This is a genomic window from Devosia sp. (genome assembly GCF_036406155.1).
In the GTDB taxonomy this organism is placed as follows: domain Bacteria; phylum Pseudomonadota; class Alphaproteobacteria; order Rhizobiales; family Devosiaceae; genus Devosia_A.
Map to the genome: position 1 here is coordinate 39,649 of NZ_DASWVV010000202.1, position 26,419 is coordinate 66,067.

General features: G+C 69.0%; 24 protein-coding genes. 8 read left to right on the plus strand and 16 right to left on the minus strand.

The genetic code is table 11. The annotated features are described in order from the left end of the window. On the minus strand, positions 1-162 hold the full coding sequence (locus VGD93_RS14010) for a hypothetical protein (protein WP_395012777.1): 162 nt from the start codon (positions 160-162) through the stop codon (positions 1-3). A 124-nt stretch (positions 163-286) separates the two neighbouring features. Between VGD93_RS14010 and ade the strand changes: the two genes are divergently transcribed. Beyond that, positions 287-1,996, plus strand: coding sequence for an adenine deaminase (ade, locus tag VGD93_RS14015; RefSeq protein WP_395012778.1), 1,710 nt, complete (start codon positions 287-289; stop codon positions 1,994-1,996). Between the two features lie 3 nt (positions 1,997-1,999). Continuing rightward, positions 2,000-3,637 (plus strand): CocE/NonD family hydrolase, encoded by a 1,638-nt coding sequence (locus tag VGD93_RS14020; protein WP_395012779.1) that lies wholly within the window; start codon positions 2,000-2,002, stop codon positions 3,635-3,637. Positions 3,638-3,687: 50 nt separating this feature from the next. Here VGD93_RS14020 and VGD93_RS14025 read toward each other — a convergent pair whose 3' ends face one another. The 12 genes from VGD93_RS14025 to uraH all read right to left on the minus strand — a co-directional run bounded on the left by VGD93_RS14025 (position 3,688) and on the right by uraH (position 18,981). Then, positions 3,688-3,996, minus strand: coding sequence for a hypothetical protein (locus VGD93_RS14025; RefSeq protein WP_395012780.1), 309 nt, complete (start codon positions 3,994-3,996; stop codon positions 3,688-3,690). 140 nt (positions 3,997-4,136) lie between these two features. Then, positions 4,137-6,293, minus strand: a complete 2,157-nt coding sequence (locus VGD93_RS14030; protein ID WP_395012781.1) for a malate synthase G — start codon at positions 6,291-6,293, stop codon at positions 4,137-4,139. 12 nt (positions 6,294-6,305) lie between these two features. Continuing rightward, complete coding sequence (gene guaD, locus VGD93_RS14035; RefSeq protein ID WP_395012782.1) at positions 6,306-7,613, minus strand: guanine deaminase; 1,308 nt, start codon at positions 7,611-7,613, stop codon at positions 6,306-6,308. Beyond that, complete coding sequence (locus VGD93_RS14040) at positions 7,610-8,833, minus strand: urate hydroxylase PuuD (RefSeq protein ID WP_395012783.1); 1,224 nt, start codon at positions 8,831-8,833, stop codon at positions 7,610-7,612. Before VGD93_RS14040 ends, guaD begins: the two co-directional genes overlap by 4 nt. Before the next feature lie 188 nt (positions 8,834-9,021). Then, positions 9,022-10,101, minus strand: a complete 1,080-nt coding sequence (locus VGD93_RS14045) for a BMP family ABC transporter substrate-binding protein (RefSeq protein ID WP_395012784.1) — start codon at positions 10,099-10,101, stop codon at positions 9,022-9,024. 21 nt (positions 10,102-10,122) lie between these two features. After that, the gene (locus VGD93_RS14050) at positions 10,123-11,052 is read right to left on the minus strand and encodes an ABC transporter permease (RefSeq protein WP_395012785.1); all 930 of its coding nucleotides are present in this window, start codon (positions 11,050-11,052) and stop codon (positions 10,123-10,125) included. Further along, positions 11,049-12,131: an ABC transporter permease gene (locus VGD93_RS14055; RefSeq protein WP_395012786.1), complete on the minus strand. Its 1,083-nt coding sequence runs from the start codon at positions 12,129-12,131 to the stop codon at positions 11,049-11,051. Before VGD93_RS14055 ends, VGD93_RS14050 begins: the two co-directional genes overlap by 4 nt. After that, positions 12,115-13,677 (minus strand): ABC transporter ATP-binding protein, encoded by a 1,563-nt coding sequence (locus VGD93_RS14060; protein WP_395012787.1) that lies wholly within the window; start codon positions 13,675-13,677, stop codon positions 12,115-12,117. The genes VGD93_RS14055 and VGD93_RS14060 overlap by 17 nt, the downstream gene beginning before the upstream one ends. Continuing rightward, the gene (gene xdhC / locus VGD93_RS14065; RefSeq protein WP_395012788.1) at positions 13,667-14,539 is read right to left on the minus strand and encodes a xanthine dehydrogenase accessory protein XdhC; all 873 of its coding nucleotides are present in this window, start codon (positions 14,537-14,539) and stop codon (positions 13,667-13,669) included. Before xdhC ends, VGD93_RS14060 begins: the two co-directional genes overlap by 11 nt. Before the next feature lie 142 nt (positions 14,540-14,681). Next, on the minus strand, positions 14,682-17,009 hold the full coding sequence (gene xdhB / locus VGD93_RS14070; RefSeq protein WP_395012789.1) for a xanthine dehydrogenase molybdopterin binding subunit: 2,328 nt from the start codon (positions 17,007-17,009) through the stop codon (positions 14,682-14,684). A gap of 151 nt (positions 17,010-17,160) precedes the next feature. Next, positions 17,161-18,627, minus strand: coding sequence for a xanthine dehydrogenase small subunit (xdhA, locus tag VGD93_RS14075; protein ID WP_395012790.1), 1,467 nt, complete (start codon positions 18,625-18,627; stop codon positions 17,161-17,163). Positions 18,628-18,630: 3 nt separating this feature from the next. Then, positions 18,631-18,981: a hydroxyisourate hydrolase gene (uraH, locus tag VGD93_RS14080; protein ID WP_395012791.1), complete on the minus strand. Its 351-nt coding sequence runs from the start codon at positions 18,979-18,981 to the stop codon at positions 18,631-18,633. A gap of 190 nt (positions 18,982-19,171) precedes the next feature. Here uraH and puuE point away from each other — a divergent pair, with 190 nt between their 5' ends. Together puuE and VGD93_RS14090 are read left to right on the plus strand one after the other, a co-directional pair. Further along, positions 19,172-20,590, plus strand: a complete 1,419-nt coding sequence (puuE, locus tag VGD93_RS14085; protein ID WP_395012792.1) for an allantoinase PuuE — start codon at positions 19,172-19,174, stop codon at positions 20,588-20,590. An 11-nt stretch (positions 20,591-20,601) separates the two neighbouring features. Beyond that, positions 20,602-21,288: a glutathione S-transferase family protein gene (locus tag VGD93_RS14090; RefSeq protein WP_395012793.1), complete on the plus strand. Its 687-nt coding sequence runs from the start codon at positions 20,602-20,604 to the stop codon at positions 21,286-21,288. Between the two features lie 36 nt (positions 21,289-21,324). On the opposite strand, the gene VGD93_RS14095 is transcribed toward VGD93_RS14090, so the two are convergent. Continuing rightward, positions 21,325-21,501: a hypothetical protein gene (locus VGD93_RS14095; RefSeq protein ID WP_395012794.1), complete on the minus strand. Its 177-nt coding sequence runs from the start codon at positions 21,499-21,501 to the stop codon at positions 21,325-21,327. 150 nt (positions 21,502-21,651) lie between these two features. Between VGD93_RS14095 and VGD93_RS14100 the strand changes: the two genes are divergently transcribed. From VGD93_RS14100 to VGD93_RS14115, 4 genes are all read left to right on the plus strand, one after another. After that, positions 21,652-22,491 (plus strand): bifunctional allantoicase/(S)-ureidoglycine aminohydrolase, encoded by an 840-nt coding sequence (locus VGD93_RS14100; protein WP_395012795.1) that lies wholly within the window; start codon positions 21,652-21,654, stop codon positions 22,489-22,491. Further along, positions 22,488-22,922, plus strand: a complete 435-nt coding sequence (locus VGD93_RS14105; RefSeq protein ID WP_395012796.1) for a cupin domain-containing protein — start codon at positions 22,488-22,490, stop codon at positions 22,920-22,922. The genes VGD93_RS14100 and VGD93_RS14105 overlap by 4 nt, the downstream gene beginning before the upstream one ends. Then, positions 22,919-23,413: an ureidoglycolate lyase gene (locus VGD93_RS14110; protein ID WP_395012797.1), complete on the plus strand. Its 495-nt coding sequence runs from the start codon at positions 22,919-22,921 to the stop codon at positions 23,411-23,413. Before VGD93_RS14105 ends, VGD93_RS14110 begins: the two co-directional genes overlap by 4 nt. An 83-nt stretch (positions 23,414-23,496) precedes the next feature. Further along, on the plus strand, positions 23,497-24,294 hold the full coding sequence (locus VGD93_RS14115) for an META domain-containing protein (RefSeq protein ID WP_395012798.1): 798 nt from the start codon (positions 23,497-23,499) through the stop codon (positions 24,292-24,294). A gap of 168 nt (positions 24,295-24,462) precedes the next feature. Here VGD93_RS14115 and VGD93_RS14120 read toward each other — a convergent pair whose 3' ends face one another. Together VGD93_RS14120 and VGD93_RS14125 are read right to left on the minus strand one after the other, a co-directional pair. Next, complete coding sequence (locus tag VGD93_RS14120; protein ID WP_395012799.1) at positions 24,463-24,591, minus strand: hypothetical protein; 129 nt, start codon at positions 24,589-24,591, stop codon at positions 24,463-24,465. Between the two features lie 170 nt (positions 24,592-24,761). After that, positions 24,762-26,255 (minus strand): DEAD/DEAH box helicase, encoded by a 1,494-nt coding sequence (locus VGD93_RS14125; protein ID WP_395012800.1) that lies wholly within the window; start codon positions 26,253-26,255, stop codon positions 24,762-24,764. Positions 26,256-26,419 lie beyond the last annotated feature (164 nt).

Below are 26,419 nucleotides of genomic sequence, written 5' to 3' on the forward strand. Positions count from 1 at the left end.
TCACAGCGCCGTGGGATTGGGCTGCAGGAAGTAGACGAGATAGATCAGCGCGAAGATGGCTACCACCAGCACCGTCGAGATCACCAGCACGCGCGTGTTCATCATCCGGCGGCTGCCCTGGCGGACCTCGGTCGTGCTCTTCTTGGCGTCATAGGTCTGCATCACAGGCTCCGTTCCGCATTGCTTGCCCGACTCAACGTGGCGTTTCCTTATGGGTTCCCGGGCGCTCTTGACCGCGACGCGCCGACGAACGACGCTGTGCCCAAAGGTTTCATGCGGTGGTGCAATGGTTTCCCCCCAGCTGCTTTCCAGGATGATCAAGGCCGGGACCGGGGCGGTGCCCGCCGACACCGTGATCAAGAACGTGCGGCTGCTCGACGTCATCACTGGCGCGGTGACCCATTCGGACATCGCCATCGTCGGCGACCGCATCGTGGGCACGCACGGCTATTACAGCGGCAACCGCATCGTCGATGGCGACGGCCGCTTCGCCGTGCCCGGCTTCATCGACACCCATCTGCATATCGAATCCTCGCTGATCACGCCCTTCGAGTTCGACCGCTGCGTGCTGCCGCACGGCATCACCACCGCCATCTGCGATCCGCACGAGATTGCCAACGTGCTCGGCGCCGACGGCATCCGCTACTTCCTCGAGTGCGCGGAACGCACGGTGATGGATATCCGCGTCAACCTCTCGTCCTGCGTGCCGGCGACCAGCCACGAGACGTCGGGTGCCCGTCTCGAAATCGCCGACCTGCTGCCGTTCCTCGCCCACCCCAAGGTCCTCGGCCTGGCCGAGGTCATGAATTTTCCCGGCGTGCTGGCGGCCGACGCCGATCTCCTCGCCAAGCTCGCCGCCTTCCAGGACCGCCATATCGACGGCCACGCGCCGCTGCTGTCCGACATGGCGCTCAACGGCTATCTCGCCGCCGGCATCCGCACCGACCACGAATGCACCACCGCACGGGAAGCGCGCGAGAAGCTGGCCAAGGGCATGGCCATCCTCATCCGCGAGGGCTCCTCGGCCAAGGACCTCGACGCCCTGGCCGAGATCCTCGACCACGACACCTCGAGCTTCGTCGCCCTGTGCACGGACGACATCAATCCGCTCGATATCGCCCATGAGGGCCATATCGAGGCCTCGATCCGCCGCCTGATCGCCAAGGGGCGCCCGCTCCACCACGTCTACCGCGCTGCCAGCCATTCGGCCGCGCGCATCTTCGGGCTCAGGGACCGGGGCCTCGTCGCCCCCGGATGGCGCGCCGACATCGTGCTGCTCGACGATTTGCAGGCCTGCTCCGTATCCGGCGTGTTCAGCGCGGGGCGCCTCGTCGACGACGAACTCTTCGCGATGCGCGACACCGTCGCGCCGGTGGGCCTCGCCTCGATGAAGGCACGGCCGGTGGCGGCAGCCGACTTCGCGGTCCCGGTGCGTGCGGGCCGCAACGCCACGCCGGTCATCGGGGTGACGCAGGGCCGGATCATCACCGAGCATCTCACGGCGACCCTGCCGGTCGCCGACGACCTGCTGCTGCCCGACACGGACGCCGACGTCGTCAAGGTCGCCGTCATCGAACGCCACGGCAGGAACGGCAATATCGGCCGCGCCTTCGTTTCCGGGTTCGGGGTCAAGGCCGGGGCGATGGCCACCTCGGTCGGCCACGACAGCCACAACATCACCGTCGTCGGCGTCTCCGACGATGACATGGCCGTGGCCGTCAACCGGCTGATCCAGCTCGGCGGCGGCTTCGCCGTGGTGCGCGACGGGGCCGTGCTGGCCGAACTGGCGCTGCCGCTCGCCGGCCTCATGAGCCTGCAGTCGTTCGAGACCGTGGCCGACAAGCTGCAGCGGCTGCGCGAGGCCGCGGCCGCGCTCGGCTGCACGCTGCCCGAACCGTTCCTGACCGCGGCCTTCCTCGCCCTGCCGGTCATTCCCCATCTCAAGCTCACCGACCGCGGGCTGTTCGATGTCGACGCCTTCACCTTCGTTGCCTAGCCGATGAGCCTGAGCAGCCGCCTCCTCGCCGAGTCCTGCGGGCTGCCCAAGCGCCAGTGCGCCGCCATCCGCCACCGCGGCCTGCGCGTGCCGATGCGCGACGGCGTGATGCTCGATACCGTCCACTACGCGCCCAAGGCGCCCGGCCGCCACCCCACCATCCTGATGCGGGTGCCGTATGGCCTGCGGGGCTTCAGCACCGTTGCCGAGGTCTATGCCGAGCGCGGCTTCAATGCCGTGCTGCAATCCTGCCGCGGCACCGGCGGTTCCGAAGGGGAACTCGATCCGCTGACCCACGAGCGCGAGGATGGCCTCGACACGCTCGACTGGATCAGTCGGCAACCCTGGTTCGACGGACGCCTCGGCACCTCCGGCCCAAGCTATCTGGGCTACGCGCAATGGGCCATCTGCGACGCCCTGCCCAAGGTTTCGGCGATGTCGACGAAGGTGACCAGCGCCGAGTTCCGCAGCGTGCTGTTTCCCGGCGGCGCGCCCGATCTCGGCCTGTGGCTGGGCTGGCTGCAGGTGGTGGAGGGGCTGAAGTCCAGCCCCGTGCTGCTCAGCCAGCGCATGTGGAGCGGCAGTATCGAGCGGCGCTCGCTGCGCGCCTCCATGAAGCTGCCGCTGCGCGATGCCGACAAGCGCGTCGTCGGCAAGCACATGGGTTTCTGGAAGCGCTGGCTGGACGGCGCCATCGGCAACGAGGCGTTCTGGGAGGCCATCGACCACACCCACCGGCTGGGGGTACGGACGCCGCCCAACCTGTTCATCTCCGGCTGGTACGATTTCATGATCGACCAGTTGCTGCGGGACTACCAGAGCCTGGTGGAAGCCGGGCACACCCCCTACCTGACGGTGGGCCCGTGGGTGCATGTCAGCGCCGAATTGCAGTGGCAGAGCATCCGCGACACGCTGACCTGGATGCGCGCCCACCTGCTGGACGATCGCTCGGGGCTGCGCGACAAGCCGGTGCGCCTGCATATTTCCGGGCTCGGGGAATGGCGCGAGTTCGAAACCTACCCCCCCGCCGTGCCCGATACGCAGATCTGGCACCTGCACCCCGACGGCGTACTGTCGCCGCGGCCGGTGAAGAATGCCGACCCTGATACCTACCGCTACGACCCGCGGCGTCCTACTCCCAATCTGGGTGGCGCCGTGTTCGCCTTCACCGGGGCCGGTCCGGTGGACAACGCCAAACTTGAGGGCCGCAACGACGTCCTCACCTTCACGTCCGAACCGCTGTTCACCCCGATCACCATCATCGGCAACGTCACGGTCACGCTCTACGCCCGCGCCAGCCTGCCCAATGCCGATTTCTTCGTCCGGCTGAGCGACGTCGACGAGAAGGGGGTCTCGACCAATATCTGCGACGGTTTCATCCGTATGACCTCAGCCTCGCCCGCAGTTCCCGACGATATCTGGAAGCTCAACATGAAGCTGCACGCCACCGCGCATTGCTTCAAGGAGAACCACCGGCTACGGCTGCTCGTGGCCAGCGGCGCCCATCCGCGCTACGCCCGTAACACCGGCACCGATGAGGCTTTCGGCGAGGCGACGACGCTGCTGCCGTGCGACATCGAGATCTTTCACGATCCGCAACGGCCCACGGCCATCCACCTGCCGGTGCAGGACATTCACTAGGCCGGGACGGATCGCGCCCGCCCCGGCGAGGATACGGCTCTCAGGCGATATCAGAGGAAGCCGGCTTCCCGGCACTGCTCGACGGTCAGGCTGGCGAGGATCTCGAGTTCGTGTTCCCTCGCAGCGAAGTCGCCCGAGGACTCGCCGGGCTCATCGATCGAGCCGGTTACGGTCTGGTCGGCGTCCTCGCTCAGGCTGCGGTTCTGCGCGACCTGCAGGGCCTGGCACTTCTGCGCGAACGTCGTCATGCTTTCTTCGGGCACCCGGTAGTTGTTGATCACGGCCTGGGCGGTCGCAGCCCCGGATACGGAAAGGAAAGCAGCCGCAGCCAGCGGAAATATCAGATTGCGAACGTGCATGATGGTCTCCTTGGATCAGGCCGGGAGTTCGTGGCCTGCCTGGAAAACGCGTTCGCGCCGGTGCGGGTTTCTTCGCGATATCGTGAACGCCGCGGCAGCGCATGCGAGCCGCCGCGGCATGAGAACCGGGATCCGGAGGTTCAGGCGTGCGCCTTGGCCTCGGCGCGGGCGGCGTGCAGGATCGGCTCGGTATAGCCGCTGGGCTGCGCCGCGCCCTCGACGGCCAATGCCAGGGCGGCGCGGAAGGCGACCGAATCCGGCCTGCCGGCCATGGGCACGTAGAGCGGGTCGCCGGCGTTCTGGGCATCCACCACCGCGGCCATGCGGCCGAAGATCTCGCTCACCTGCTCGCGGGTGACGACGCCATGGCGCAGCCAGTTGGCGATCGCCTGGGACGAGATGCGGCAGGTGGCGCGGTCTTCCATCAGCCCCACGTCGTTGATGTCCGGCACCTTCGAGCAGCCGACGCCCTGGTCGACCCAGCGCACGACGTAGCCGAGAATCCCCTGCGCGTTGTTCTCGACCTCGCGCGTGATCTCGTCCGCATCGAGCGTGGCGGGGTCGAGCACGGGCATCGAGAACAACTCGGCGAGCGGCGGCGTCGGCTGGTTGTGGCGGCGTTTCTGGGCCTCGAACACGTCCACCTGGTGGTAGTGCAGCGCGTGCAGCGTCGCCGCCGTCGGCGACGGCACCCAGGCCGTATTGGCGCCGGCGCTCGGATGGCCGATCTTGGCTTCGAGCATGGCCGCCATGTCGTCCGGCCGCGCCCACATGCCCTTGCCGATCTGCGCCCGTCCGGGCAGGCCGCAGGCAATGCCGATGAGGACGTTGCGGTCCTCGTAGGCCTGCAGCCAACGCTCCGACTTGATCTCGTCCTTGCGCAGCACCGGCCCCGCCTCCATGGAGGTGTGGATTTCGTCGCCGGTGCGGTCGAGGAAGCCGGTGTTGATGAAGAACAGGCGTTGCCGGGCGGCGTGGATGCAGGCCTTGAGATTGGCGGAGGTCCGCCGCTCCTCGTCCATGATGCCGATCTTGATGGTCAGCGGCGCCATGCCGAGCATCCGCTCCACGGCCGCGAAGATCTCGCAGGCGAAGGCCACCTCGGCCGGCCCATGCATCTTGGGCTTGACCACGTACAGGGCGCCGGTCGCCGAGTTGCCGGTGTCGTGCAGCGCGCACAGTGCCGTGACCGCGGCGTCGAGCAGGCCCTCCCCGATGGGCGCGCCCTCGGCGTCGCGCACGGCGTCGGTGGTCATCAGGTGGCCCACGTTGCGCACCAGTTGCAGCGCGCGGCCCTTGAGCACCAGCGGCTTGCCGTCGGCGCCGGTATAGGTCCTGTCGGCATTGAGCCGGCGGCGGACGGTCCGCCCGCCCTTCTCGAACGTCTCCTCGAGCGTGCCGTCCATGAGCCCGAGCCAGTTGCGGTAGACCCCGACCTTGTCCTCGGCGTCGACGGCCGCCACCGAATCCTCGCAATCCTGGATGGTGGTCAGCGCCGCCTCGATGATGACGTCGGCGAGCTTGGCCGGGTGGGTGCTGCCCACCGGATGGCTCGGATCGATGACCAGTTCGGCGTGCAGGCCATGGTGCCGCAGCAGGATGACGGCGCGCCCGCCGGCGCCGGAATGGCCGACGAACTGCGTCTTGTCCCTGAGCGCTGCCGGGCCGTTGACCGTCTCCATGGCCAGCGCGGCGCCGCCGGCCGTCTCGACCACCTCGTAGGAGATGACGGCCGCGTGGCTGGCCCCGGCAAGCGGGAACGCCTCGTCGAGGAAGGCCGCGACGCGGGCGAACACCGCCTCGCCGCGCCGGGGGTTGTAGGCCTTGCCCGGCGCCAGTTCGCCCTCCTGCGGGATGGCGTCGGTGCCGTAGAAGGCATCGTAGAGGCTGCCCCAGCGGGCATTGGCGGCGTTGAGCGCATAGCGGGCGTTGGAGACCGGCACCACCAGCTGCGGGCCGCACAAGGTCGCGATTTCCGGGTCGAGGCCGGTCGTCTCCACGGTAAAGTCGGCCGGCTCGTCGACGACATAGCCGATCCGGCGGAGGAAGGACTCGTAGCCCGCCGGGTCGGCCGCGACCGGCCCGTGCTGGCGGTGCCAGTCGTCGATCTGCCGCTGCAACCGCTCGCGGGTGGCCAGCAGTTGCCGGTTCTTCGGCATCAGCTCCCTGGCCACGCCGGCAAGCCCGGACCAGAACTGCGCCGCCGACACGCCGGTCCCGGGCAGCGCTTCGTCCTCGACAAACGCCGCCAGGACTGCAGCCACCTCGAGACCCGACCTGTCTACATAGTTGGACATCCCACCGCCTTTCTAGGTTCCGGACTGCGGCAGCGCCGATTTCATCGGCCTGCCCGCGACATAGGTTTCGACAACCGCCCGATCGTCGCCGCACGTCTGCAACAGGAACAGCTCCTGGGCAAGTGCTGAAATGGTCTCATGGCGCAGCGCCATCTGCGGCGTCGCCCGCGCATCCAGCACGACGAGGTCGGCCGCGGCCCCGGGAACCAGCGCGCCGATGCTGCCTTCGAGCCCGAGCGCCCGGGCATTGCCCAGCGTCGCGTGGTAGAAGGAGCGCAGCGGATTGAGGCGCTGCCCCCGCAACTGCAGCACCTTGTAGCCCTCGTCGAGCGTTCGCAGCAGCGAATAGCTGCTGCCGCCGCCGACGTCGGTCGCAACCGCGATGCGGGCGCCGCGGGCATGCAGCCTGTCGTAGTCGAATAGGCCCGAGCCGATGAACAGGTTCGAGGTGGGGCAGAACACCGCCACCGACCGCGTCCCGGCCACCACCTCGACCTCGCGGTGGGTGAGGTGGATGCAGTGTCCGAGGAGGGTGCGCGGGCCGAGCAGGCCGTACCGCTCGTAGATGCCCATGTAGTCGGGCGCGTCGGGATAGAGTTCGCGCGCGTATTCGATCTCGGCGAGGTTCTCAGAGACATGGGTCTGGATGTGGCAGTCCGGAAACTCGGCGGCGAGCGCCGCGGCCGCCTCGAGTTGCGCGGGCGAGGAGGTGATGGCAAAGCGCGGCGTGATGGCGTAGCGCGCCCGGCCCTTGCCGTGCCAGGTGTCGATCAGCCGCTTGCTGTCGTCGTAGCCCGCCTGCGCCGTGTCGAGCAACCCGGGTGGGGCGTTGCGGTCCATCATCACCTTGCCGCCGAGCACCAGCATGTCGCGCTTCGCCGCCTCGGTGAAGAAGGCGTCGACCGATTGCGCGTGCACCGAGCAATAGGCGGCGGCCGTCGTCGTGCCGTGCCGGATCAACTCGTCGAAGAAGCGCGAGGCGATCCGGGCGCAATGCCTCGCGTCGCCGAATTTCTGTTCTTCCACGAAGGTGTAGGTATTGAGCCATTCGAGCAGCGCGGCCGCGTAGGAGCCGATGACCTGCATCTGCGGGAAATGGATGTGCGGATCGATGAAGCCCGCCATGATCAGGTGCGGGCGGTGGTCGATGATGCGGGTGCCGGCATCCTGCGCGCCGTCGAACGGCCCGATGCTGACGACGCGACCGTCTGCGATCTCGACCTCGCCATCCTCGAAGTAGGCGTAACTGCTTGTATCGTCGAGGCTTTGCGGCTCGTCGAGGAAGCTGAGGACCCTGCCGCGCAGCAGCAGCCGCGTCATTCGCCCGATCCCTCGCGGTACCAGGCGACCAGCAGCGCCCGCTCCTCGTCGCTTATCTCGGTGATGTTGCCGGGCGGCATGGCATGGCTGTAGCCGGCCTGCAGGGCAATCTCCCGCGCCTGGTTGGCGATCACGACGTCGCCATCCAGATGCACGTTCTTTGGCGCTTGCTGGACGCCCTCCCACACCGGTTCGGCGGTGTGGCACATCGAGCAGCGCATCAGCACCGTATCGCGGGCTGCGGTAAAATGCTCGGCGGCGAGGAACGGCGCGGCGGCGGCCGAGGCCACGGCGTCGCGCGCGTCGCCCGGTTTTGGTGCCGACGACAGCCAGGCGATGACGAGGACGATGGCGACCGCCGCGGCCCAGGTCCAGTGCGGGTTGCCCTTGCGGGCGTGGCGGGTGTTGAACCAGTGCCGGATGATGGCGCCCTCGAGGAAGATGAGCGCGGCGATGACCCAGTTCCACTCCGTCGCGAAGGCGAGCGGATAGTGGATGGACAGCATGAAGAAGATGACCGGCAGCGTCAGGTAGTTGTTGTGCAGCGAGCGCTGCTTGGCGATGCGGCCATATCTGGCATCGGGCGTGCGTCCGGCCTTGAGGTCGGCGACCACCACCTTCTGGTTGGGAATGATGACGGCGACGACGTTGGCCGTCATGATGGTTGCGGTGAAGGCGCCCATGTGCAACAGCGCCGCCCGGCCGGTGAACACCTGGGTGTAGGCCCAGCCCATCGCCGTCAGCACCACGAACAGCGCCGCCATCAGACCGCCCGTCGAACGGCCGAGCGGCGAGCGGCACAGGGCGTCGTAGACGACCCAGCCGAGGCCGATCGACCCCATCGAGATGAGGATCGCCACCCAGTTGGGCACGTCCAGCACGTGCCGGTCGATGAGGAACAGGTCGGCGCCGAAATAGTAGACGATGACCAGCAGGACGAAGCCGGACAGCCAGGTGAAGTAGCTCTCCCACTTAAACCAGGTCAGGTGCTCGGGCAGGAAATCCGGGGCCACGAGATATTTCTGGATGTGGTAGAAGCCGCCGCCATGCACCTGCCACTCCTCGCCATGGGCGAGCGGCGGCAGGCTCGGCGTCTGGCGCAGGCCGAGGTCGAGCGCGATGAAGTAGAAGCTGGAGCCGATCCACGCGATGGCGGTGACCACGTGCGTCCAGCGCACCGCAAAGCTCAGCCATTCCCAGAAGATTGCGTAGTCGGTCATTCGGTGCCTCGGGCTCCCCTCACCCGCCCTTCGGGCGCCCTCTCCCACGAGGGGAGAGGGCGACAGAGCGGCGATATCTCACTTGGCGCCTTCTCCCGGTGGGAGAAGGTGGGCGAAGCCCGGATGAGGGTGGGGCCACGCCCACGACGGGAGGCAGGCCGGGCCTGCCCCCGGCGTAGTACGGGCCCCTATGCCTGCACGCCTTCGACGTAGGTCTGCAGGCCGAGGAGGAACCCGTCGTCCGGCGTCTGGCCGGCGGCGACCATCTCGTTGCCGTCCTTGTCCTTGATCGGGCCGGTGAAGATGTGCAGCGAACCGTCGATCTGGCCCTGCTTGACCGCGTCGGCCGCCGCCGCCACCTCGGCCGGCACCTTGGCGTTGTACGGGGTGACGAGGACGACGCCCTCCTTGAGCCCTTCCCACGGCTGCGCCGACACCCACGTGCCATCGAGCACGGCCTGGGTGGCGCGAATGTAGTGCGGGCCCCAGTTGTCCACGATCGAGGTCAGGCACGCGTTCGGCCCGAACGAAGCCATGTCGGAGGCCTGGCCGAAGCAGATGGCGCCGCGCTCCTCGCACACCTGCACGGGGGCCGGGCTGTCGGTGTGCTGGGTGATGACGTCGACGCCCTGGTCGAGCAAGGCACGGGCGGCGTCGGCTTCCTTGGCCGGGTCGAACCAGGTGTTGAGCCAGATCACCTTGAGCGTGAAGTTCGGGTTGACCTTGCGGGCGGCGAGGCAGAAGGCGTCTATGCCCATCACTACTTCGGGGATCGGGAACGAGGCGAGATAGCCGCCGACGCCGGCCTTCGACATGTGCCCGGCGATGGTGCCGATGACGGCGCGGCCTTCGTAGAAGCGGGCATTGTAGGTGCCGAGATTGGGGGCGGTCTTGAAGCCGGTGCAGTGCTCGAAGATCACGTCGGGGAACTCGGCCGAAACCTTCACCGCCGCTTCCATGTGGCCGAACGTGGTGGCGAAGATCAGCTTGTTGCCCTGCTGCGCCAGTTCGCGCAGCACGCGCTCGACGTTCGGGCCGCTCTCGCCGACATTCTCGACCTTGGTGACCTCGATCTTGTCGCCGAGCGCCTTGATGAGGTCGTTGGCGCCCTGGTCGTGGGCGTAGGTCCAGCCGTAGTCGCCGGGGACGGCCAGGTAGGCGAAGCCGACCTTGAGCTTTTCCTGGCCCAGCGCGATGCCGCTGAGGGCGGGCATGGCGGCAAGCGCAATGCCGCCCTTCAGGATCGTGCGACGGGGTAGCATGGTCATGATGGTTCTCCCTGAGACCGGTTATGCCGTTGGTAGGAAGGGCTTGCCGAGGCAAGCCGGTGCACTCGTGCTGCCGCTGCGCCGCATGGAAATGGCCACCAGCACGAAGATTGTCGCGAGGTATGGCAGCGCCGCCCATGCCTCCGGGGGGACGACCGAGAACCAGCCACCCGCCGCCTTGGCATGCAGCTCCAGCGTCATCACCGCCCCGAAGAGATAGGCCCCGGCCAGCAGCCGGTACGGCCGCCAGGCGGCGAACACCACCAGCGCCAGCGCGATCCAGCCGCGCCCCGCGGTGAGGTTCTCCGCCCACATCGGCGTGCCGACCATGGAAAAATAGGCGCCGGCAACGCCGGCCATGGCGCCGCCGAAGGCCACCGCGCCGTAGCGCACCCCGACCACCGAATAGCCGATGGAATGGGCCGAGGCGTCGTTCTCGCCCACGGCCCTCAGGATCAGGCCGGCGCGCGTGCGGGTGAGGAACCACCAGACCGCCACCACCATGAACAGCGAGAAATAGACGATCGGCGAGTAGCCGAAGAACACGCGCCCGAACGGGTGCTGCGCCAGTTCCGGTGGAAACACGGCGCCGAACACGGGGATCGTCTTGCCCAGGAAGGCCTTGCCGGCGAGCGCGGAGAAGCCGGTGCCGAAAATGGTGAGCGCGAGGCCGGTGGCCACCTGGTTGGCTGACAGGCTGAGCGTGAGGAAGCCGAAGATCAGGGCGCCCAGCGCCGCCGCGACGGCGGCCGCGAGCACGCCGAGCCAGGGGTTGCCGGTGCTGGCGGCCATGGCGAAGCCGATGACCGCCCCCATCAGCATCATGCCCTCGACGCCGAGGTTGAGGACGCCCGCCTTCTCCACCACCAGTTCGCCCAGCGCCGCCAGCAGGATGGGGGTGGAGACGCCGACGATGGCAACGACGATGGCGACGGCCAGGTCCGGGCTCATGCCGCTTCTCCCGCGGGGCGCGGGGCCACGGCCTTGAGGCGGTAGCGCACGAAGATGTCGCCGGCCAGCAGCAGGAACAGCATCAGCGCCTGGAAGATGCCGGTGGCGGCGCTGGGCAGGCCGATGGTGGTCTGCGCGATCTCGCCGCCGACATAGGTGATGGCGAGCACGAGGCCGGCAGCGATGGCGCCGAGCGGGTTCAGCCGCCCGAGAAAGGCGACGATGATGGCGGTGAAGCCGTAGCCGGTGTTGAAGCCGGGTACGAGCTGGCGGAACGGCCCGGCCGCCTCGAGGATGCCGGCGAGCCCCGCCAGCCCGCCCGAGACCAGCAGCGCCAGCCAGATCGTGCGCTTGGCCGAGAAGCCGCCATAGCGCGCGGCGTTGGGCGCGCTGCCCACCACCTTGACCTGGAAGCCGAAGACCGAACGGCTCATCACGAACCAGGCGAGCAGCGCGACGACCAGCGCGATGGGCACGCCCCAGTGCATGATCGTGCCGCGCCACAGATAGGGCAGCGACTGGCTGGCGGTGAACAGCGGCGTCTGCGGAAAGGAAAAGCCCATCGGGTCGCGCCACGGCCCGCGCAGCAGATAGCCCAGCAGCTGGATGATGGCGTAGTTGAGCATCAGGCTGGTGAGGATCTCGTTGACGTCGAGCTGCGTCTTGAGCAGCGCCGGTATGGCGCCCCACAGCATGCCGCCGAGCACCCCGGCGACGATCATCGCCGGCAGGATCCACGGCCCCTCCATGCCCATGGTGAGCAGCGCCACGGCCGTGCCCGCCATGGCGCCGGCGACGTACTGGCCCTCGGCGCCGATGTTCCACACATTCGCCCGGTAGGCGATGGCGAGCCCCACCCCGATGATGATGAGCGGCGCCGCCTTGATGCCGAGGTCCTGCCACTTGAGCGGATTGGTAATCGGCCGGGTGAATATCTCGATGACCGCGCCGACGCCGTTATAGCCCATCAGGCTGAAGATGACCGCGCCCAGCACCATGGTGAGCAGCACCGCCGCGACCGGCGCGGCGTAGAGCATGAGCCGGCTCGGCTCGGCCCGCCTCTCAAGCCGGAACTGCATGCTCGCCCCCCGGCGCGATGTGCGTTTCCTGCGCGGTGCCGTGCACCCCGCCCATCAGCAGCCCGATCTCCTCGATCGAGACCTCCCCCACGTTCATCTTGGCACTCAGCCGCCCCTCGTTGATCACCGCCAGCGTGTCGCAGAGCTTCAGAAGTTCATCAAGGTCCTGGCTGATGACGACGATGGCCGAGCCCGCCGCGGCGAGGTCGACCAGCGCCTGGTGGATGGCCGCCGCGGCGCCGGCATCGACGCCCCAGGTCGGCTGGTTGACGACCAGCACCTCCGGCTTCTGCAGGATCTCGCGCCCCATGATGTATTTCTGCAGATTGCCGCCCGACAGCGACCCAGCCGTGGCCCCCGGGCCGAGCGCCTTGACGGCGAAGGCCGCAATCACCTCGCCGGTGAAGGTCTTCGCCGCCCCGGCCCGGATCAGCCCGGCGCTCACCATGCCGAGCCGGTCGCGGGCGGTCAGCACGCTGTTCTCGCTGAGCGTGAAATCCCCCACCGCCGCATGGCCGTTGCGTTCCTCTGGCACCGCGCACAGGCCGCGCTTGCGCCGGCCGGTGGCATGCAGTTGCCCGACCGGCCGCCCGGCCATCTCGATGGCGCCCGGCGCGCTCGCGACCTCGCCGTCGAGGGCAAGCAGCAATTCGTTCTGGCCGTTGCCGGCGACCCCGGCGACGCCAAAGATCTCACCCTTGCGCACGGTGAAGCTGATATCCTCGAGCGAGGTGCCGAACGGGCCCACCGCCGGCAGCGACAAGTTGCGCACCGCGAAGGCCGGCTCGCCGAATTCGCGCGCCGGTTGCTTGACGATGTCCTTGAGATTGCCGCCGATCATCTTCTCGGCCATCGAGCGCGACGTTTCCGCCTTGGGATCGCAGGTATCCACCACCCTGCCGCCGCGCAGGATCGTCGCCGTGTCGCACAGCGCCTTGATCTCGTCGAGCTTGTGCGAAATGTAGAGGATCGAGCAGCCCTCCGAGGCCAGCTGGCGCAGCACCACGAACAGCTGCTCCACCTCCTGCGGGGTGAGCACCGAAGTCGGTTCGTCCATGATCAGCAGGCGCGGATCGAGCAGCAGCGCCCGCACGATCTCGATGCGCTGGCGCTCGCCCACCGACAGGGTTGAAACGATGCGGCGCGGCTCGAGCGCCAGCCCGTACTGCGCCATCACCTCGCGGATCTTGGCCTCCAGCTGGCGCGCCGGGATCTTCGCGTCCATGCCGAGCGCGATGTTCTCGAGCACGGTCAGCGCCTCGAACAGCGAGAAGTGCTGGAACACCATGCCGATGCCCAGCCGGCGCGCGGCCCTGGGATTGGGGATGCCGACCACGGCGCCGTCCCAGCGGATTTCGCCGGCGTCGGGCTGCATGATGCCGTAGATCATCTTGACCAGCGTCGACTTGCCGGCGCCGTTCTCGCCCAGCAGCGCATGGATTTCGCCGGGGCGCACCGAAAAGCTGACACGATCGTTGGCAAGTACGCCGGGAAACTGCTTGGTGATCCCGGTAAGCTCAAGCCGAGGCGGCACGTTAGCGTCCATCGAGGGTTCCGACACTGACGACCGGCCGGCGCTGTTCCGAAGCGGTCCGTTGCGCAATCTGCACCATGATCTCGGCCGCGGCCAGCGCCGCGATCACCTCCGGCCGCTTGTCCCCAAGCCCGTGCGGAAACGCCCGGCCGCCGATGGGCAGCACGAGCCGCTCCACTGCCGCCCGGCCGCCGCCTTCGCTGGCATACCAGCTCGCGAACCGGGCGCGTTTCGTCTTCGAGCCGACCATGCCGACATAGGGCGCGTCCAGGCGCTTGAGAGCCTCGCCGGCAATGAGGAAATCGAGGGCGTGATCGTGGGTGAGGATGACGTAGGAACTGCCCGCGGGCGCCGAGCGCACCACCGCCTCCGGCAGCGCCACCGCCCTGGCGTCGACGTTGTCGGGCAGCCCCGCCAGTTCCTCGGGGCGCGTGTCGACGACGTGCACCTGCAGCGGCAACGGCGACAGCGCCCGGGCCAGCGCCCGGCCGACATGGCCGGCGCCGAACACGTAGACATGCGGCTGGACGGCCTGTGCCGCCGCGAGCCGCGCCGCCAGGCGCCGGGCGATGGCCTCGTCCACGACCCTGAGGGCGACCTCGACCCGCCCGCCGCAGCACTGGCCGATCTCGGGGCCGAGCGGAATGTCGAGCGCGGCGTCGGGCAGGCCGTCACGCAGCACCTGCCGGGCCCGGTCGATGACCAGGTATTCGAGCGCTCCCCCGCCGATGGTACCGAGCAGCGTCTCCGCGGCGATCAGCATGAACGCCCCCTGCTCGCGCGGGCTCGAGCCGCGTACGGCCGTGAGTTCGGCCACGATGGCGGCGCGATGCTCGGAAAGGAAGGCCTCGAGTTCGGCGCCCGCGAGAGTCATCGTGGTGTCACCCCCCTCCCATCCGCCCCCACAAGGGGGGAGGTGCAGGATCGTGCTCGTGGCCCCTTGTTGCCCAGCCCACCGGCAGACACCCTCCCCCTTGTGGGGAGGGGTGGGGAGGGGGTGGCAACAACCACCGAATTCACGGCTGTTGCTCCCGCCGCAACTCTTCCACCCGCATCAGCACGCGCTCCGGCGTCGCCGGGGCGTCGAGGCGGGGGGCGATCCTGTAGTCGGCGACCGACGCCACCGCCATGCCCAGCGCCTCGAGCACCGAAATGGCCAGCATGAAGGGCGGCTCGCCCACCGCCTTGGAGCGGCCCACATTGGTCTCCTTGTTGACCGACCAGTCGGCCAGCCGCACGTTGAAGACCGGCGGCGCGTCGGAGGCGAGCGGGATCTTGTAGGTCGAGGGCGCGTGCGTGCGCAGCTGGCCCTTGCCGTCCCACACCAGCTCCTCGGTGGTCAGCCAGCCCATGCCCTGGACGAAGCCGCCCTCCACCTGGCCCATGTCGATGGCCGGGTTCAGCGAGCGGCCGACGTCGTGCAGGATGTCGACGCGGTCGGTGTGGTGCTCGCCGGTCAGCGTGTCGATGGTCACCTCCGACACCGCCGCCCCGTAGGCGAAGTAGTAGAACGGCCGGCCGCGGCCGGTGCTGCGATCCCAGTGGATCTTGGGGGTCTTGTAGAAGCCGGCGGCGGACAGCTGCACCCGCGCCGCATAGGCGGATTCCACCAGTTCGGCGAATGGCACGAAACGCTGCCCGCAGCGCACGCCGCCCGGCTCGAAGGCAATGTCGCCCGCGGGGACGCCGTACAGCCCGGCCGCGTGGGCCACCAGCCTCTCCTTGATCTGCCGCGCCGCGTCGGCGGCCGCGGCGCCGTTGAGGTCGGAGCCCGAGGAGGCGGCGGTCGCCGAGGTGTTGGGAACCTTGCCGGTGGTGGCGGCCATGATCTTGATGCGCTCAAGCCCGACCTGGAAGGCGTCGGCGAGCACCTGGGCCACCTTGATGTTGACCCCCTGCCCCATCTCGGTGCCGCCATGGCTCAGGTGGATGGAGCCGTCGCGGTAGACATGCACCAGCGCCCCGGCCTGGTTGAACAGGGTGGCCGTGAACGAAATCCCGAATTTCACCGGCGTCAGCGCGATCCCCTTCCTGAGGACCGGGCTGGTGCGGTTGAAGGCGACGATGGCGCGCCGCCGCGCCTGGTAGTCCGACGAGGCCTCGAGTTCCTCGACGATTCGGTGGATGACGTTGTCCTCCACCGTCTGGTGGTAGGGCGTGACGTTGCGCTCGCCGATGCCGTAGAAATTGGCCTTGCGGATGTCGAGCGGGTCCTTGCCGAGGGCGTAGGCGATGTCCTCGATCCAGCGCTCGCAGCCGACCATGCCCTGCGGGCCGCCGAAGCCGCGGAAGGCGGTGTTGGACTGGGTGTTGGTGAACAGCGGCTCCGACCGCACCCGCACCGCCGGGAAGAAATAGGCGTTGTCGGCGTGGAACAGCGCGCGGTCGGTCACCGGCCCGGTGAGATCGGCCGAGAAGCCCGAGCGCGCGGCGTAGACCGCGTCCACCGCCTCGATCCTGCCGTCGTCGTGGTAGCCGACCTCGTAGTCGACGCAGAAATCGTGGCGCTTGCCGGTGATGAGGAAATCATCGTCGCGGTCGGGCCGGATCTTCACCGCGCGGCGGAAGCGCCGGGCAGCGAGCGCCGCCACCGCGGCGAACAGGTTGGCCTGCGTTTCCTTGCCGCCGAAGCCGCCCCCCATGCGCCGCACGTTGACGGTCACGGCGTGGTAGCTGACGCCGAGCACATGGGCGATCATCAGCTGCACTTCCGAGGGGTGCTGCGTCGAGGAATGGACGACGACGTCCTCGTCCTCCCCCGGCACGGCCAGCGCCACCTGCCCCTCCAGGTAGAAATGCTCCTGCCCGCCAATCCGCATCGTACCCTTGAGCCGGCGCGGCGCGCGCGCGAGGCCGCCGGCGACGTCGCCGCGCTCGAGCGTGAGCGGTTCGGTCACGAGCCGCCCGCCGGCGGACCGGGCGGCGTCGATGTCCAGCAGCGCCGGCAGGTCGCGGTACTCGATCTTCGCCAGCCGCGCGGCACGGCGGGCGGCGGCACGCGTCGTGCCGATGACGGCGAACACCGGCTGGCCCACATACAGCACGCGGCCGGTGGCGAACACGGGCTCGTCGTGCTTGTGCGGCGAGGACACGTCGTTCTCGCCGGGGATGTCCTCGGCGGTAAGGACGCCGACCACGCCCGGCGCCTGGCGCACGGCGGCGAGGTCGATGGCGACGATCTCGGCGTGGGCACGCTGGGAGAGGCCGAGATAGGCGTGCAACGTGCCCTCGGGCTCGACCATGTCGTCGATATATTCGGCGCGGCCGCTGACATGCTTGGCGGCACTGTCGTGCGGCATCGCCACGTTCATGAAGGCGGTCGGAATGACGGGTTGCTTGTTCATTGCAGCTGCTCCCGGCACGAATTGCGCGACCCCCACCCCCAACCCCTCCCCTCACGGGGGAGGGGAGGCAGACCGAGAGGCCTCGGTTCTGTGGCATCCCTCCCCCTTGAGGGGAGGGACCGAGGGTGGGGGTCCATCAGTGTAGCGAACATCAAGCCACCTCCCGCACCAGCCGGGCCGGCGCGCCCGTGGTCTCGAGATGGAACCGTCGCAACAGGTTGCGCGCCACCAGCAGGCGGTATTCGGCCGAGGCCCGCATGTCGGTGATCGGCTGGTAGTCCTCGGCGAAGGCCGCCGCTGCCGCCTCGACCGACGCGGCCGTCCACGGCCTGCCCACGAGGGCGGCTTCCACCGCGCCGGCTCGTTTCGGCGTCGCCGCCATGCCGCCGAAGGCGATGCGGGCCGCCTCCACCGTGCCGCCGGCATCGAGGGCAATGCGGAAGGCGCCGCACAGCGCCGAGATATCCTCGTCGCGGCGCTTCGACACCTTGTAGCAGGCGAAATGCTCGCCCGCCGGCAGCAGCGGGATGGTCACCGTCTCCACGAACTCGCCCGGCTGCCGGTCCTGCTTGCCGTAGGCAATGAAATAGTCCTCCAGCGGCACCTCGCGGCGCGCCGCGCCCCGGCGCAGGACGATGCGCGCGCCCAGCGCGATCAGCGGCGGCGGCGTATCCCCGATCGGCGAGCCGTTGGCGATATTGCCGCCGACCGTGCCCATGTTGCGCACCTGCTCGCCGCCGATGCGTCCCCACAATTCGCCGAGCTGCGGAAAATGCGCCACGACGACCGGGGCCGCCCGCGTGTAGGTGACGCCGGCCCCGAGCGTCACTTGCGTCCCGGTGACGGCGATGCGGTGCAGTTCGGGAACCTCGCCGATGAACACCATCGGCCCGATGTCGCGCATGAACTTGGTGACCCACAGCCCCACGTCGGTCGCCCCCGACACCAGCGTCGCCCCCGGCTCCGCCGCGTAGATTTCGGCGAGATCGTCGACGCTTGCCGGCACGACCAGCCGGTCGCGCCCGTGGCCGATCTCCACCCGCCGGCCGTCGTGCAACTCCGACAGGCGCGCCTTGACCTGTTCGCGATGCTTGACCAGCCGGTCGTCGCCGGCGTCGGCGTAGCCCGACACCGCCTGGGCGGCGCGCACGATCGGCGCATAGCCCGTGCAGCGGCACAGATTGCCCTGCAGCGCCCGCTCGACCGCCGCGGTCGAGGGCTGCGGCTCGCGCATCCACAGCGCATAGAGCGACATGACGATGCCCGGCGTGCAGAAGCCGCACTGGCTGCCGTGGAAATCCAGCATCGCCTGTTGTACCGGGTGCAGCGGACCGTCCGGCGTCGACAGGTGTTCGATGGTCACGACGTGGGCGCCGTCCAGGGCGCCGACGAACGTTATGCAGGCCGTGACGCTCTCATAGACGAGTTCCCCGTCGCGCAGCCGGCCGACCAGCACCGTGCAGGCGCCGCAATCCCCTTCGGCGCAGCCTTCCTTGGAGCCGCTGAGTCGGCGCTCGAGCCGCAGGAAGTCCAGCAGCGTCTCCGTCGCCGGGACGTCGCCGAGTTCGACGGTCTCGTCGTTGAGCAGGAAGCGGAGGGTATTGCGGACTTCGGTCATGGTTCAACTTCCCCGGTAGGTGGTGTAGCCGAACGGGGAGACCAGCAGCGGCACGTGGTAATGCGCCATTTCGCTGATGGTGAAGCGCACCGGCACGACGTCGAGGAAGGCGTGCTCGAGCCCGAGCCGGGAAAAGTAGCGCCCCACGTGGAAATCCAGCTCGAACGTGCCGCTGTCGAACTCCTCGCCCTCGAGCAGGGCGCGGTCGAGGCGCCCGTCGGCATTGGTGTGCGTCGTCAGCAGGTGGTGAGTGTGGTCGCCATGCACCATCAGCAGGTCGATGGCCATGCCGGCGGCCGGCCGGCCGTGCGCCGTATCGAGCACGTGCGTGGTCAATCGTCCTGGGCCCGCCATCGAACCTCCCTTTCCGTCGGCGCCTGTATGTCTGCGTGTTTGTTGCACGCGGGTCCCGACTATCGACAAAAACCCACCGGGTTCCAAGGGGTGTACGCCAGATTTTTACCAAGTGGTCGATTTTTGGCACCCGCTTGTGCCGCCGCGCGCGCCTCGGCATATAGGAGAAAAAGGAAAGGGCTCCACTCCTATGCGCTACCCCCGCGACTTGCACGGTTACGGCCAGAACCCGCCGGCTCCCCATTGGCCCGGCGACGCCCGCATCGCCGTTCAATTCGTGCTCAACTACGAAGAAGGCGGGGAAAACAACATCCTGCATGGCGATGCCGCCTCCGAAGCCTTCCTCAGCGACGTGATCGGGGCCGTGCCGTGGCCGGGCAAGCGCCACTGGAACGTCGAGTCGATGTATGAATACGGCGCCCGGGCCGGGTTCTGGCGCCTGCATCGGCTGTTCACCGGGCTTGGCCTGCCGGTGACCGTCTACGGCGTTGCCACGGCGCTGCAGCGCTCCCCGGCGCAGGTCCGGGCCATGCTCGACGCCAACTGGGAAATCGCGACTCACGGGCTCAAGTGGATCGACTACCGCGACCACGACATCGAGCTCGAGCGCGCCGACCTGCACGAAGCCATCCGCATCCACACCGAGGTGACCGGCAGCCGCCCGACCGGATGGTATTGCGGCCGCACGTCGGTGAACACCGTCGACCTCGCCAGCGAGGAGGGCGGCTTCCTCTACGTCTCCGACACCTATGACGACGACCTGCCCTATTGGCGCGAGCACAAGGGGGTGCCGCAGCTCGTCATCCCCTATTCGCTGGCCACCAACGACATGCGCTTCACCACCGCATCGGGCTTCGCCAACGGCGAGGAGTTCTACCAGATGCTCAAGGACACCTTCGACGTCCTCTACGAGGAGGGTGAGGCCGGCGCGCCCAAGATGATGACCGTCGGGCTGCACTGCCGGCTGGCCGGCATGCCCGGGCGCTTCGCCGGGCTCAAGCGCTTCGTCGAGCACGTCCGCAGCCGGGACAAGGTGTGGATCGCGAAGCGCATCGACATCGCCCGGCACTGGCATGAGCATCACCCCTACGTCGCCCCCGCGGTGCGCCCGTCGACATTGGCGCTCGACGACTTCATGGCCCTCTGCGGCAGCGTGTTCGAGCACTCCCAGTGGGTGGTGGAGCGCGCCTTCGGGCGCGAACTGGGGCCCGCCAACGACACCGCCATCGGCCTGCATGCCGCCCTGTGCCAGGCGTTCCGCGGCGCCACCCACGACGAGAAGCTCGGCGTGCTGCGGGCACATCCGGATCTGGCCGGGCGGCTGGCCGCGGCGCGGCGTCTTACCGAGGAGTCGGCCGCCGAGCAGGCCTCGGCGGGGCTCGACGCGCTCACGGACGCGGAGCGGCAGGAATTCACGCGGCTCAACGCCGCCTACCGGGAGAAATTCGGTTTCCCCTTCATCATTGCCGTGCGCGACCACACCAAGGCCGAGATCCTCGCGGCCTTCCGCCGCCGTCTCGACAACGACGCCGACGCCGAGTTCAGGACCGCTTGCGGGCAGGTCGAACGTATTGTCGAATGGCGCCTGAGGGCGCTGCTGCCGGGCTGAGGAGACGTCCCATGTACACGCTCTACATCGCCAACAAGAATTACTCATCGTGGTCGCTGCGCCCGTGGGCGCTGATGCGCATGCTGGGCATCCCCTTCGAGGAAAAGCTGGTGCCCCTGCCGGACGGCGGGGCCTGGGAGAAGTATCGGGAGTTCTCGCCCTCGGGGCGCGTGCCGGCCCTCAAGGACGGCAACGTCACCGTCTGGGACTCGCTCGCCATCGTCGAATATCTCGCCGAGCGCCATCCCGGCGTCTGGCCGGCCGACGCCGGGGTGCGCGCCTGGGCGCGCTCGGCGGCGGCCGAGATGCATTCCGGCTTCGTGGGGCTGCGCAGCAACTGCACCATGAACTGCGGCATCCGGGTAACGCTCCGGGAGCGCACGCCGGCCATGCAGGCGGACCTCGCCCGCGTCGCCGAACTGTGGGCCGAGGGCCTCACCCGCTGGGGCGGCCCCTTCCTTACCGGCGGCAGGTTCACGGCCGTCGATGCGTTCTACACGCCGATCGCCTTCCGCATCCAGACCTACGGCCTCGAGCTCGATCCGGCAGCCGCCGGGTACAGCGCCCTGCTGCTGCGCCAGGCGCCGATGCAGGAGTGGTACGAAGCCGCGTTGCGCGAGACCCTTCGCGTGCCGAAATACGACGCCGATGCGCACGCCCTCGGCGTGTGGACGGCAGATCTGCGGGCCACGGCCTAGACTGTGGCGAGGCTCACCGGCCGCGTGCCGTCCCGCTCATGCGGGGCGGCCGAATGCGGGTTCGGGCTCGCCGTCTTCCCACTCGATGTCGGTGCTCCCGCGGGCAGCGTCCGGCAACAGCCTGGCGAGCCAGGCGCGGGCCGCGTGCACGAGATCGCCGCGCCGGGCCTCGCCCCGCCACATTTCCCCCAGCCCGTGCTTGCGCTCGCTCATGCGATTGACCCTGCCCCTGATTCTTCAACGGATGGTTAACCATATCGCCCGGCACCGTCACCCGGCGGGCGCAGGCCGGATCAACGCCCCACTGTCCGATCCGTTGCTTCTGCGCTAAGAGCAGGCAACGACCACAACCGCAGAAACCCCATGGCCCCCACTTCCTATGCCGGCCCCGCGGCCGGCCTGCCCGATCAGTCAAGTCTTCATACCGGCCGTGCCGTGTTCACGGAGGCCTACGCCGTCATCCCGCGCGGGGTGATGAGCGACATCGTCACCAGTTGCCTGCCGCATTGGCAGCAGACCCGCGCCTGGGTCATCGCCCGGCCCATGACGGGGTTCTCCGAGACGTTCTCCCAGTATGTCGTGGAAGTACTGCCGGGCGGCGGCAGCGACCGGCCGGAGCCGGACGCTGGGGCCGAGGGCGTGCTGTTCGTGACCGAGGGTGAGGCGACCCTGACCGTCGAGGGCGCAGTGCACCGGCTCACGCCGGGCGGCTACGCCTTCCTGCCCCCGGGCTGCCGCTGGACCCTCTCGAATGGCGGCGCCACCCCCCTGCGCTTCCATTGGGTGCGCAAGCTCTACGAGGCCGTCGAGGGCATCCCGGTGCCCGAAGCCTTCGTTGCCAACGAGCGGGAGGTGCCGATCCGGTGGATGCCCGGGACGAACGAGCGCTGGGGCACGACGCGGTTTGTCGATCCGACGGACGTGCGCCACGACATGCACGTCAACATCGTCACGCTCGAGTCCGGCGCGGTGATTCCGTTCGAGGAGACGCATGTCATGGAGCACGGCCTCTACGTGCTCGAGGGCAAGGCCGTCTACCGGCTCAACCGCGACTGGGTCGAGGTCGAGGCGGGGGACTTCATGTGGCTGCGCGCCTTCTGCCCGCAGTCGTGCTATGCCGGCCCCGACCGCTTCCGTTACCTGCTGTACAAGGACGTGAACCGGCACGCCAGCCTGGGCCTGCCCTGGCGGAACCGGCGATGAAGCGCGGCCTCGCGCTCGCCCTGGCCTGTGCCTGCGCCGCAACGGCGGTACAGGCCCAGGAGCAGGCCTCGCAGCAATACCGGAGCCTGCTGACGCCGCTGCTCGAGAGCGCCACCGACATCCTCGGGACGCCGCTCGACTATCCCGACGGCCCGGCGAAGGTGACGGCGGCCGTCGTCACCCTGCCCCCCGGCGGCGAGACCGGCTGGCACGAGCACGAGGTGCCGCTGTTCGGCTACATCCTCGAAGGCGAACTGACCATCGACTACGCCAGCAAGGGGACGAAGACCTACCGCGCCGGCGACAGCTTCCTCGAGGCCGTCGACTGGCCGCACAACGGCAGCAATACCGGCGAGACCCCCGTACGGCTGATCGCCGTCTACATGGGCGGCGGCGGCGAGGCCAATTCCGTTGCCGTGGAGGCGCCGTGAGACCCATTTACATCGAGCCGCTCACCCGCGCGGCCTTCGCCCCGTTCGGCGACGTGATCGAGACCGCGGGCGCCACGCATTTTGCGATCAATGGCGGCATGACCGAGCGCTTCCACGACCTGGCGCGCATCGAGCTTGCCGGGGCCGGGGCGCGGCCGTTGCTGTCCATCTTCCGCGGCCGGCCCTATGAACTGCCGCTGCGGCTGGCCATGGTGGAGCGCCACCCGCTCGGCAGCCAGGCCTTCTACCCGCTGTCCGGGCGACCGTTCCTCGCCATCGTTGCTCCCGACGAAGACGGCGTGCCCGGCACTCCCCGTGCCTTCCGCACCGGCCCCGGCCAGGGCATCAACGTGGCGCGTAATGGGTGGCACGGCGTGCTGACGCCGCTCGAGGCCGTTTCCGATTTCCTCGTCGTCGATCGCGGCGGGGAGGGCAACAACCTCGAGGAACACCATTTCGACGAACCGTTCCTGGTCCTCGACGCACCGTAATTCGCCGCGCCGGTCGCATGCCGCCATCGGAATGATGCAATTCTTCCACATCCTTGACGCAACCGTCCGGGGAGGAGCAGGAGGTGGACTTGGGGACACTGCGCACGATCGGCCGACTGGCGCTGGCACTTCTCGCCGCGGCCGCCATGGCTGCCCCGGCCGTGGCCGACCCGGTGACGCTCAGCGGCCAGGTGACCTACCGCGAACGCATCGCCCTGCCACCGAACGCAGTGCTGAGGGTGCAGCTCATCGATGTCGACGCCACCGGCGCCGCGCCGATCCGCGCCGAAGCCCCGATCGCGCCGGGTGGGCAGGTGCCGCTCACCTTCACGCTCAGTTTCGACGACCGCGCCATCAACACCGCCCATTCCTACGCGCTGCTGGCGGAGATCGCCTCCGGCACGGCGGTGTGGTTCCGCAACACCGAGCCCTACGCCCTCGACCCGATCCTGCCCGATCCCATACTCATCGTCACCAGCTTCGCCGGCTCGGCGGCCGCGACGCCGCCGCCGCCAAGTCGCGCGGACGCGGTCGACCCGGCGCCCATCCTGGATGTCACCTGGCAGGCCGAAAGCATCGGCGGCACGCCCCTGCTCGCCAATTCCGCGGCTACGCTGTCGATCGCAGGCGACATGCGCACCGGCGGGCGCGGCGGCTGCAACAGCTATTTCACCCAGGCCGAGCTTGCCGGCGAGAACCTGCGTTTCAGCGCCGTGGCGGCGACGCAGATGGCCTGCGCCGCCGACGCGGTCACGACGCAGGAGCAGGCCTTCTTCGCCGCCCTCGCCGCGACGCGCTTCTGGCGCCTGCGCGACGGCAAGCTGGTGCTGCTCGACGGCGGCGGCCGCGAACTCGCGGTACTGGCCGCGGCGGCCCGGTGACGGGCGGCTACGGCCGCGTGCCGGCCCGCTAGGCCAGTACGAGCCCGGCAGCGACGAAGGCGAGCGCTGCGGCGCCCAGCACCGCCAGCAGGACCTGCATGGAAATCGACAGCTTCATGGCTTGACCGGAGGCAGCGGGGGCACAGGCACAGGCGAAACGCCCGTGGTTCAGCCGATGCCGCCCCCCGCCATGGTCGCCGGCTGGCCGAACGCGGCGGGCGCCGGGATAGCCGAGGCGGCGACGGTCAGCGTAGCCATAGACATGGCAAAGAGCGCGAGCAGGGAGAGTTTGAGCATTGGGCTGCCCTCGGGGACGTGTTTGTCCGATGCCTCCAACCCTGCCCGACCGCCGTTGAATGGTGCCCCAATGCGGCGTTTATCCCCCGTTCAGCAACGGCGATGCCGGATCGCCTGACAAAAAAGGCGACCCGGTGGGGTCGCCTTTCGCAACGTGGCATACGCCGGATTCAGACGACGGCGCGTTCGCCGCGCGGCCGGCCGGCCGGCTGCGTCCGGCGGGCGCGGCCGGCGTCCTTCTGGGTCTTGCTCCAGCGCTGCTTGGGCTTGTTCGCCTTGGGCGGCGGGCTGCCCTCGCCGGTGGGGCGCTCCCACCAGGCCGGGCCGTTCGCCGTCTGGCGCGGTGCCGCCGGCGGCAGCGAACGGTCACGCCCCTCGCGGGCGTCCATGATCGCCGCCTTCTTGGCGCCGGAGAAGTGCTTGCCGGCCTTGGCCTGCGGCCGCTGGGCGTTCGGCCGCGCCGGTTGTGCCGCCCGCGGCGGGCGCGGGGCACGCTCCTCGACGCCGCCGGCGACGACGCCGGTGAGGTTTTCCGCCTTGAGATCGCCGGAGACCGGCAGCGTCCGCCGGATCAGCCGCTCGACGTCACGCAGCTTGCCGCGCTCGGTGCCGTCGCACAGGGTGATGGCGATGCCGGAGGCGCCGTTGCGGCCGGTGCGGCCGATGCGGTGCACGTAGTTCTCGGCGTCGTCGGGCAACTCGTAGTTGATGACGTGGGTGATGCCGGGCACGTCGATGCCGCGCGCCGCGATGTCGGTGGCAACGAGGATGCGCACCTGCCCCGAGGCGAAGCCCTTGAGCGCGGCCTGCCGCGCGTTCTGGCTCTTGTTGCCGTGGATGGCCGCGGCCTGGTGGCCGTCGATGGTGAGGTTCTTGGTGACGCGATCGGCGCCGTGCTTGGTGCGCGAGAAGATGATGACGCGCTCGAGCGCCGGATCGGCGAGCAGCGCGTTCAGTTCGCCGCGCTTGGCTTTCGAGCCGGCGAGGATCACCCGCTGCTCGATGGTGCCGACGGTGGTTGCCGGCGGCGTCGCCTCGACGCGCACGGGGTCGTTGAGCAGGGCCTTGGTGAGTTCGGCCACCTCCGGGGCCATGGTCGCGGAGAACAACGCCGTCTGCCGGCGCGGGCCGATCGCGGCGGCGATCTTCTTCACCGGATGGATGAAGCCCATGTCGAGCATGCGGTCGGCCTCGTCGAGGACGAACCAGCGCGTCTCGTTGAGCCTGACCTTGCGGTCCTCGAGCAGGTCGGTCAGCCGGCCGGGAGTGGCGATGATGACGTCGACGCCCTTGGCCAGCTTCTGGACCTGGGAGTGCCGCGACACGCCGCCGAGCACCAGCACGGTGGACAGCCGCATGCCGTCGGAAAGCTTGCGCAGCACCTCATCGATCTGCACCGCGAGCTCGCGCGTGGGCGCAAGGATCAGCGCCCGCGTGGTCAGCGGGCTGGGCCGGCCCGTGAGGCCCGCGATGCCGGCAAGGATCGGCAGGCCGAAGGCCGCGGTCTTGCCCGAGCCGGTCTGGGCGATGCCCATGATGTCGCGGCCGGCGAGTTGCTGCGGGATGGCTTTGGCCTGGATGGGAGTCGGGGTGGTGAAACCGGCTTTGGTCAGCGCTGCGACGAGCGGCGCCGGAAGGCCGAGTTCGGAGAAGTTCTGTGTCAAACGAATGTCTCGTGTTGGCGTGCGCCGGACCAATCGGCGCGCGCATCGCCCCGGCGCATCTTGCGCGGGCGGGTCAAAATCATGCAGCGGCGTGATCGGGAGGACCATCGCGCGGTTGCGTTCACGCCCGGCCTCGATTTGCCGGGCCACTTCGCCGCTCACCG